8 protein-coding genes are annotated in these 8,908 nt (G+C 71.2%); 5 read left to right on the top strand and 3 right to left on the bottom strand.

Annotation, left to right across the window (positions count from 1 at the left end; translation table 11 throughout):
- Nucleotides 1-51: 51 nt before the first annotated feature.
- The 3 genes from arc to ACFFNX_RS33820 all read right to left on the bottom strand — a co-directional run bounded on the left by arc (nucleotide 52) and on the right by ACFFNX_RS33820 (nucleotide 4,328).
- A complete protein-coding gene (gene arc, locus ACFFNX_RS33830) occupies nucleotides 52-1,824 on the bottom strand; it encodes a proteasome ATPase (protein WP_378209939.1) in 1,773 nt (590 codons plus the stop codon).
- A 311-nt stretch (nucleotides 1,825-2,135) separates the two neighbouring features.
- On the bottom strand, nucleotides 2,136-3,041 hold the full coding sequence (locus ACFFNX_RS33825; RefSeq protein ID WP_378209938.1) for a tRNA (adenine-N1)-methyltransferase: 906 nt from the start codon (nucleotides 3,039-3,041) through the stop codon (nucleotides 2,136-2,138).
- A gap of 150 nt (nucleotides 3,042-3,191) precedes the next feature.
- The gene (locus tag ACFFNX_RS33820; protein ID WP_378209937.1) at nucleotides 3,192-4,328 is read right to left on the bottom strand and encodes a site-2 protease family protein; all 1,137 of its coding nucleotides are present in this window, start codon (nucleotides 4,326-4,328) and stop codon (nucleotides 3,192-3,194) included.
- Nucleotides 4,329-4,537: 209 nt separating this feature from the next.
- Between ACFFNX_RS33820 and ACFFNX_RS33815 the strand changes: the two genes are divergently transcribed.
- The 5 genes from ACFFNX_RS33815 to ACFFNX_RS33795 all read left to right on the top strand — a co-directional run.
- Nucleotides 4,538-5,362 (top strand): RecB family exonuclease, encoded by an 825-nt coding sequence (locus ACFFNX_RS33815; protein ID WP_378209941.1) that lies wholly within the window; start codon nucleotides 4,538-4,540, stop codon nucleotides 5,360-5,362.
- A 121-nt stretch (nucleotides 5,363-5,483) separates the two neighbouring features.
- Nucleotides 5,484-6,683, top strand: coding sequence for a sensor histidine kinase (locus tag ACFFNX_RS33810; RefSeq protein WP_378209936.1), 1,200 nt, complete (start codon nucleotides 5,484-5,486; stop codon nucleotides 6,681-6,683).
- Nucleotides 6,680-7,357: a response regulator gene (locus tag ACFFNX_RS33805; protein ID WP_378209935.1), complete on the top strand. Its 678-nt coding sequence runs from the start codon at nucleotides 6,680-6,682 to the stop codon at nucleotides 7,355-7,357. Before ACFFNX_RS33810 ends, ACFFNX_RS33805 begins: the two co-directional genes overlap by 4 nt.
- Before the next feature lie 257 nt (nucleotides 7,358-7,614).
- The gene (locus tag ACFFNX_RS33800; protein ID WP_378209940.1) at nucleotides 7,615-8,388 is read left to right on the top strand and encodes an ABC transporter ATP-binding protein; all 774 of its coding nucleotides are present in this window, start codon (nucleotides 7,615-7,617) and stop codon (nucleotides 8,386-8,388) included.
- A gap of 70 nt (nucleotides 8,389-8,458) precedes the next feature.
- The coding region (locus tag ACFFNX_RS33795; protein WP_378209934.1) for an ABC transporter permease at nucleotides 8,459-8,908 on the top strand (450 nt) is incomplete at its 3' end.

Below are 8,908 nucleotides of genomic sequence, written 5' to 3'. Positions count from 1 at the left end.
AACAGCCGTCGCGGTCGGCCGGCGTGGTGCTGGCCGCCATCGTCGTGCGGATCAGAGGTACTGGCCGGTGTTGGCGACGGTGTCGATGGAACGGCCGGCCTCGGTGCCCTGCTTGCCGGAGACGAGCGTACGGATGTAGACGATCCGTTCGCCCTTCTTGCCGGAGATGCGGGCCCAGTCGTCGGGGTTGGTGGTGTTGGGCAGGTCCTCGTTCTCGCTGAACTCGTCGACGCAGGCGGCGAGCAGGTGGTTGACCCGCAGGCCCTTCTGCCCGCTGTCGAGGAAGTCCTTGATGGCCATCTTCTTCGCCCGGTCGACGATGTTCTGGATCATCGCGCCGGAGTTGAAGTCCTTGAAGTAGAGGACTTCCTTGTCGCCGTTGGCGTAGGTCACCTCGAGGAAGCGGTTCTCCTCGCTCTCGGTGTACATCCGCTCGACGACCCGCTGGATCATGCCGTCGACCGTGGCCTCGGCCGAGCCGTCGTGCTCCTTCACGTCGTCGGGGTGGAGGGGAAGTCCGGCGAGGATGTACTTGGAGAAGATGTCCTTGGCCGCCTCGGCGTCGGGACGCTCGATCTTGATCTTCACGTCGAGGCGCCCGGGGCGCAGGATCGCCGGGTCGATCATGTCCTCCCGGTTGGAGGCGCCGATGACGATGACGTTCTCCAGGCCTTCGACGCCGTCGATCTCCGAGAGCAGCTGCGGCACGATCGTGTTCTCGACGTCGGAGGAGACTCCGGATCCGCGGGTGCGGAAGATGGAGTCCATCTCGTCGAAGAAGACGATGACCGGCGTGCCCGCGGAGGCCTTCTCGCGTGCGCGCTGGAAGACCAGGCGGATGTGCCGCTCGGTCTCGCCGACGTACTTGTTGAGGAGTTCGGGGCCCTTGATGTTGAGGAAGAAGCTCTTGCCCTCGGCGCCGGTCTTCTCCGCGACCTGTTTGGCCAGGGAGTTGGCGACGGCCTTGGCGATGAGGGTCTTGCCGCAGCCGGGCGGGCCGTAGAGCAGAACGCCCTTGGGCGGGCGAAGCTGGTGTTCGCGGAAGAGGTCGGCGTGGAGGTAGGGCAGCTCGACGGCGTCGCGGATCTGCTCGATCTGCGGACCCAGGCCGCCGATCTCCTGGTAGGAGATGTCGGGGACTTCCTCGAGGACGAGTTCTTCGACCTCGGCCTTGTGGATCTTCTCGTAGGCGTACCCGGAGCGCGTGTCGAGCATGAGCGAGTCACCGGCGCGCAGGGAGACTCCGCGCAGGGGCTCGGCGAGCTTGACGACGCGTTCCTCGTCGGCGTGCGCGATGACAAGGGCGCGTTCGCCGTCGGCGAAAACCTCCTTGAGCATCACGACTTCGCCCTGGGTCTCGAACTCGAGTGCGGCGACGACGTTGAGCGCCTCGTTGAGCATGACCTCCTGGCCACGCTGCAACTCCTCGATCTCGATACCCGGGCTGACGTTCACCCGCAGCTTGCGTCCGCCGGTGAAGATGTCGACCGTGCCGTCCTCGCGCGCGGCGAGGAACGTTCCGAAGGCGGATGGCGGCTGCGCGAGGCGGTCGACTTCCTCCTTCAGCGCGATGATCTGCTCTCGGGCTTCCTTGAGAGTCGCCACGAGGCGTTCGTTCTGGCCCGTAACCGCGGCCAGGCTTGCCTGCGCCTCATGTAGGCGTTCTTCGAGTACACGTACTTGTCGGGGGGATTCCGCGAGCTTTCGGCGCAGCACGGAGATCTCCTCCTCGAGGAAGGAGACCTGCGTCTGGAGGTCACGGACCTCCTTTTCGTGCTGCGCCTTACGCGCCCCGGCATCGTCACGAGCGGCCACGCTCGTCACCTCCTCAGGCAGAGACGACGACCTAACTGAAACCCTACCTATCCGGAGCGCCTCCGTAACATGGCCAACGGGTACTCGTGTCGTGGCGGGGCGGCGACGGGGTACGGGAATCGGATGCTTTCGCAGGTCGGAGGCCACATGGGGTGGTAGTGGCCCCGCTTCCGAAAAACCGCGGTGGGCCGTTTCCGCGGGCCGGAGGAGACACGTGACCGATACGCGGCGGACACGCGCCTGACACACGGCACACATAAAGAGGTCACCGGAACGGCACGGACCGGGTTCACGCGATCACGGTCGGTCAGCCGCCGGGGTCAGTCGAGCGGCGCGGGGGGTTCGGGGGTATCGCCGGACTGGGCTCCCTTGGCGGGCCGCCGCCGGCGCACCGGGGGGCGTACGCCGTCGGCGAGGCGGCGCGCGGTGGCGAGGAAGCCGGTGTGGCCGACCATGCGGTGGTCGGGGCGTACGGCGAGTCCTTCGACATGCCAGGAGCGCAGGAGGGTCTCGAAGGCGTACGGCTCGGCGAAGGCGCCGTGCTCGCGCAGGCTCTCCACGATCCGCGACAGCTGCGTGGTGGTGGCGACGTAGGCGCAGACGAGGCCGCCGGGGACGAGGGCCTTGGCGACGGCGTCGACGCATTCCCAGGGGGCGAGCATGTCCAGGACGACGCGGTCGACGTCGGTGTCGGTGAGGGCGTCCTCGAGGGAGCCGACGGTGAGGCGCCAGGCGGGGTGCGGCCCGCCGAAGTAGGTCTCGACGTTCGTGCGGGCGATGCCGGCGAAGTCCTCGCGGCGCTCGTAGGAGGAGACCATGCCGTGTTCGCCGACGGCGCGCAGGAGCCAGCAGGTCAGCGCGCCGGAGCCGGCACCGGCCTCGACGACGCGGGCGCCGGGGAAGATGTCGGCCATGGTGACGATCTGGGCGGCGTCCTTGGGGTAGACGACGGCGGCGCCGCGGGGCATGCGGAGCGCGTAGTCGGCGAGGAGCGGCCGGAAGGCGAGGTATTCGGTGCCGCCGGTGGAGCGGAAGACGCTGCCCTCGGGGCTGCCGATGATCTCGTCGTGCGGGATGGCGCCCTTGTGGCTGTGGTAGAGCTTGCCGGGCTGGAGGGTGACGGTGTTGACCCGTCCCTTGGGGTCGGTGAGCTGAACCCTGTCGCCGGGACGGAACGGCCCGTGCGGGGCCGCGGGCATGGCGGAGCCGGCGATCGGTTCGGTCATGAGACCTCCTTCGCCGGCCTCATGACCAAGGTGCTGTGCTTGCCGGTTCCCTCGCTTCGCTCGCTCACGCGTCAAGGCTATCGAGGTCCGGGGGGCGGCCGGACCGCGGCTCGGGGACCGCCGGGGCACCCGGCCCGTGATGTGCGTCGGTCAGCGCCGGGTGAAGGTCTTGGCGAGGTCCTGGGCGGCGAGCACGCCGTACGTCTCGCCGGACGGCTCGACCAGGAGGTACTCCGAGGCGGGCGCGCGGTTGACGGCGGCGACGAGGTCCTCGCCGGTGATGTCGGCGGGCAGGATCATCCCGGGGTCGAGCGCGCGGGTGAGGGAGGCGGTTTCGACCCAGGGCCGCCGGTGCTCGGGGGTGGCGATGACGGCGGTCTCGCTGACGATGCCGACGGGGTCGTCGTCGTGGCCGACGACGACGATCGCGCCCGCGCCGGCTTCCTGGGCGCGGCGTACGGCCTCGGCGAGGGGGGTGTTCTGGGGAACGCTGACGGCGCGGCGGGCGAGGGCGCGGGCGTTGAGGAGGGGGATGCGGTCGCGGATGCGGGCGACGCGGATGGCCTCGCCGGCGCCGACCCAGATGAAGGAGGCGACGAGCGCGGCCCAGACGACGGTGAGCCAGCGGTCGCCGCCGCCGGTGGCCGAGAGCACGGCGCCGAGGATGAGCACGGCGACCGCGACGACGCGGCCGGCCCAGCCGGCGGCGACGGTGGCGGTGCGCTGGCGTCCGGTGATCTTCCAGACGGCGGCGCGGACGAGCCGTCCGCCGTCGAGGGGCAGGCCGGGCAGGAGGTTGAACACGCCGACGAGGAGGTTGGCGAGGGTGAGGGCCTCGATGAGCAGGACGGTGACGTCGGGCATGGGCACGAGGACGAGCGCGGCGTAGCCGCCGACCGCGAGGGCGAGGGACAGCAGGGGCCCGGCGGCGGCGACGAGGAACTCACGGCCGGGCGTGCGGGGCTCCTCCTCGATCTCGGAGACGCCGCCGAGGATGTGGAGGGTGATGGCGCGGACGGGCAGGCCGAAGCAGCGGGCGACGAGGGAGTGGCCGATCTCGTGGACGAGGACCGAGGCGTACAGCAGCACGGCGTAGGTGAGGGCCACGAGGTAGCTGACCGGCCGGTGGACGTGCTGGGCGACCTGGGGTTCGAACATGACCGTGATGACGATGGCCACGATGAACCAGGTCGGTGAGACGTAGACGGGGATGCCGAACGGGCGTCCCATGAGGATCCCCGGCCGAGCCGGGCCGGACCGATCGCCCTGGGGCGCGCTGTCTGCCACGCCCCTGATGCTACGTGGACCGGTGGCGGATGCGGCACGCGACGCGGTGATGGTTCACCGGTGTTCCGTCGTCGGCCTGCCCTAGGGTTACGCGCATGACGGCCACCGAGATCAACACCGAGACCGACGGCGGAGCGGGCGAGGAGGGGGGATCGGCCGGCGGTGTGACGGTGGTCGGGTCGCTGTCGCCGTCGCGCGCGGGCGACTTCATGACGTGCCCGCTGCTGTACCGCTTCCGCGTGATCGACCGCATCCCGGAGCGGCCGAGCACGGCGCAGGTGCGGGGCACGCTCGTGCACGCGGTGCTGGAGCGGTTGTTCGACATGCCGGCGGCGGCCCGGACGCCGGCGGCGGCGCTGGAGTTGCTGGGGCCGGAGTGGGAGCGCCTGCTGGCCGAGGAGCCGGAGCTGGCGACGCTGTTCGACGAGGACGGCACCGAGGAGGAGGGCGCGCGGGAGGAGTGGCTGGCCGAGGCGCGCACGATGGTGGAGCGTTACTTCTCGCTGGAGGATCCGCGGCGGCTGGAACCGGCGAGCCGTGAGCTGTACGTCGAGACGGTCCTGGAGTCGGGGTTGCAGCTGCGGGGCTACATCGACCGGCTCGACGTGGCGCCGACCGGTGAGGTGCGCGTGGTCGACTACAAGACCGGGCGTGCGCCGCGGGCCGACTTCGAGGCGCGTGCGCTGTTCCAGATGAAGTTCTACGCGCTGGTGCTGTGGCGGTTGCGCGGCACGGTGCCGCGGCTGCTGCAGCTGATGTATCTCGGCAACGGCGAGATCCTGCGGTACGCGCCGGACGAGGCCGACCTGCGGGCGACGGAGCGCAAGGTCGAGGCGCTGTGGAAGGCGATCCGGCGGGCGATGGACTCCGGTGAGTGGCGGGAGCGTACGAGCCGGCTGTGCGACTGGTGCGACCACAAGCAGCGCTGCCCGTCGTTCGGGGGCGTGCTGCCGCCGCTGCCGCAGGCGGGCGCGGCAGGCACCGCGGGCGCGGCGGACGGTGAGCCGCTGGGGCCCGAGCGCGACGACCTGTGAGCGGCGGGGCATGGGGGCTCCGCGTTTCCTCCGCCGGTGCCGGCGTTCTCCTCCCTGCGGAGGAGGGGATATCCGCGTTCAGGAGGGGTCCACGACAGGCCGGAACCCCTAACGTGAAGGGGTGTCCGAGCTCATTCGCAGCCGTCGTGCGTGGCTTGGTGCGCATCCTCTCGTCGCGGATGCGCTCGTTTCGGCTTTCCTGACGGTCTCCTGCCTGGTCGAGTCCACGTTCCAGGACTCCTACGGCGCCCTTCCCGGCAGGCATCCGGACGTGCTGTGCGTCGTGCTGATGTCGGTCGTGGTGATGTCCCTGACGCTGCGGCGGCGCATGCCGGTGCCGGTGATGGCGTTCACGCTGGCCGGGAACCTGATGCTCACGGCGCTGGGCTACGTGCCCACGCTGGGCGCCGCCCTGGCGTGCCTGGTGGCGCTGTACTCCGTGGCCTCGCACCGCGGGCTGGGCACGAGCCTGCCGGTCGGCGTGCTGGCACTGGTGACGTACCTGATCACGATGGCCGTACAGGGGCACACGTTCTGGCAGTCGCTGAGCAACGCGGTGCTGTTCACCGGCGCGTGGTGGATCGGGCGGAGCCTGCGGCTGCGCCGGGCGTACCTGGATGAGCTGGAGGCGCGGGCGCGGCGCCTGGAGCGGGCGCGGGAGGCCGACTCGCGCGCGGCGCGGGCGGAGGAGCGTTCACGGATCGCCCGTGAGCTGCATGACGTGGTGGCCCATCATGTGAGCGTGATGACGGTTCAGGCGGGCGCGGCGCGGCGGATCCTGCACCGCGACCCGGAGTCGGTGCAGGACGCCCTGTCGACGATCGAGCAGATGGGCCGTACGGCACTCGGTGAGATGCGGCGGCTGGTGGGGGTGCTGCGCACTGAGGCGGAGCCGGCGCGCAGCGAGCTGTCGCCGCAGCCGGGCGTGAACGACGTGAGCGGGCTGGTGGAGCAGTTGCGTGAGACCGGCCTGCAGGTGCAGCTGTGGATCGAGGGTGAGAGCCGGTCGCTGTCGCCGGGGGTGGATCTGGCGGCGTTCCGGCTGGTGCAGGAGGCGCTGACGAATACCCTGAAGCACGCCGGGCCGCAGGCGCGGGCGTGGGTGCGCATCCAGTACGCCGACCGTCAGCTGGAGATCGAGGTGGAGGACGACGGCCGGGGGCTCGTGGCGGGGCTGGCCCGGCCGGGCGGGGGCGGCAATGGGCATGGGCTGATGGGCATGCGTGAACGGGTGGCCCTCTATGGTGGCGATCTGCGGATCGGACCGCGCTCGGGCGGTGGATTCGAGGTCCGCGCCCGATTTCCGTTGGAGGTTCCGTGACGATCAGGGTGCTGCTGGTCGATGACCAGCCGCTGCTGCGCACCGGGTTCCGTCTCATCTTGGAGGGTGAGGCGGACATCGCCGTGGTCGGCGAGGCCGGCGACGGCGCGCAGGCGGTGGAGCTGACCCGCACGCTGCTGCCGGAGGTGGTCCTGATGGACATCCGGATGCCGGGTGTGGACGGGATCGAGGCGACGCGGCGGATCGTCCGCGAGGAGGCGGCCAAGCACGATCCCCGGGTGCTGATCCTGACCACGTTCGACCTGGACGAGTACGTCGTGGAGGCGGTGCGGGCGGGGGCGAGCGGGTTCCTGCTGAAGGACGCGCCGCCGGAGGACCTGGTCACGGCGATCCGCATCGTCGCGGACGGTAACGCGATCGTGGCGCCGAGTGTGACGCGGCGGCTGCTGGACCGGTTCGCGACCCGGCTGCCGTCGGTGCGCGAGGAGGCGCCGCCGCGTGGGCTGGCGATGCTGACCGAGCGGGAGCTGGAGGTGCTGCGGCACGTGGCGCGGGGGCTGTCCAACGCCGAGATCGCCGCGCAGCTCGTGGTGAGCGAGACGACGATCAAGACGCATGTGGGGAACCTGCTGGCCAAGCTGGGGCTGCGCGACCGTGTCCAGGCCGTGGTGTTCGCCTACGAGACCGGCCTGATCCAACCCGGCCAGGCGTAGCGCCGGTCGGCGACCGCGATCGCGACCTGTCGATCGAATTCCGGCCGCTCGCCTTCCTGGAGCCCTGCCGTCCCCCTGCGATGCGGCGAGCGGGCCCTCGTCCTCCGGGCGGAGGAAGGGGCCGGGCCGGCTCCGCCCTCGGGCGGACGGCAGGTCCGTCCCGTGGGCCGAGGCCCCGGCGTCACCACGGCCCTAGCGTGTTTGCGACAACAACGGAACACGGCCGCAAGGAGCCTTCGGTGACCAGCAGCGCCCACATGACGAATGGTGGGCCGCCCGGCCCCGCGGCCCCGGCGACGGCCGCACGCGCCGACCGCATCTCCAAGGCGTACGGCCGGGGCGACGCGCGGGTCGTCGCTCTCGACGAGGTGTCGGTGAGCCTGGAGCGTGGCCACTTCACCGCCGTGATGGGGCCGTCCGGTTCGGGCAAGTCGACGCTCATGCACTGCATGGCGGGCCTGGACTCGGTCGACTCCGGGCGGGTCTTCGTCGCGGACGTGGAGGTCACCGGGCTGGACGACAAGCGGCTGACGCGGCTGCGCCGCGACCGCATCGGGTTCGTCTTCCAGGCGTTCAACCTGGTGCCGACGCTGACGGCGCTGGAGAACATCACGCTGCCGCTGGACATCGCGGGCCGCGCGGTCGACCGGGCGTGGCTCGACACGGTCATCGACACGATCGGGCTGCGGCAGCGGCTCGGGCACCGGCCGAGCGAGCTGTCGGGCGGCCAGCAGCAGCGGGTCGCGTGCGCCCGCGCGCTCGCGTCCCGGCCGGAGATCATCTTCGCGGACGAGCCGACCGGCAACCTGGACTCGCGGTCCGGGGCGGAGGTGCTGGCGTTCCTGCGCAACTCGGTGCGCGAGATGGGCCAGACGGTCGTGATGGTGACCCATGACCCGGTGGCGGCGTCGTACGCGGACCTGGTGCTGTTCCTGGCGGACGGCCGGCTGGTGGACCAGATGCCCGATCCGACGGCGGAGAAGGTCCTGGAGCGCATGAAGGGCTTCGACCTGCCGGGGGTGATCGCGTGACCGGGTGGAGCGCGGGAGCCGACGGCACGGCCCCGGCGGTCGCTCCCTCCGGCGACGCGAGGGCGCGCGCATGATCGTGAAGGTGACGTTGCGCAACCTCGTCGCGCACCGGCTGCGGCTGGCGCTCACCGCGCTGGCGGTGATCCTCGGCGTCGCGTTCGTCGCCGGCACCCTGGTGTTCACCGACACGATGAGCCGGCGGTTCGACGAGCTGTTCGCCGACACGGGCAAGAACGTCGCGGTGCAGGTCCGCCCCAAAAAGGTGATCGACACCGGTGACGGCGGCGACGCCCCGACCGTCCCGGCCTCGCTCGTCGCGACGGTCGCGGCGGTGCCCGGGGTCGCGCGGGCGTACGGCGAGGTCAGTGGTTTCGCCGCGATCGTCGGCCGGGACGGCAGGGTCGTCGGTGGTTCCGGCCCGCCGCAGCTGGGCGCCGACTGGGACCCCGGCGACCACGACCACCCGATGAAGGCCGGGCGCGGCCCGGTGCGGGCCGGGGAGGTCGCCGTCGACGCGCGG

Origin of the sequence: Actinoallomurus acaciae, from assembly GCF_042429965.1 — a bacterium.
In the GTDB taxonomy this organism is placed as follows: Bacteria; Actinomycetota; Actinomycetes; order Streptosporangiales; family Streptosporangiaceae; genus Actinoallomurus; species Actinoallomurus acaciae.
This window is presented reverse-complemented; position numbering and strand designations above follow the sequence as displayed.

Bases quoted from the DNA above. Each gene is read 5' to 3' on its own strand.
- ACFFNX_RS33825 (WP_378209938.1), bottom strand. From the start codon at position 3,041: ATGACCGAACCGATCGCCGGCTCCGCCATGCCCGCGGCCCCGCACGGG.
- ACFFNX_RS33815 (WP_378209941.1), top strand. From the start codon at position 4,538: ATGACGTGCCCGCTGCTGTACCGCTTCCGCGTGATCGACCGCATCCCG.
- ACFFNX_RS33800 (WP_378209940.1), top strand. From the start codon at position 7,615: ATGACGAATGGTGGGCCGCCCGGCCCCGCGGCCCCGGCGACGGCCGCA.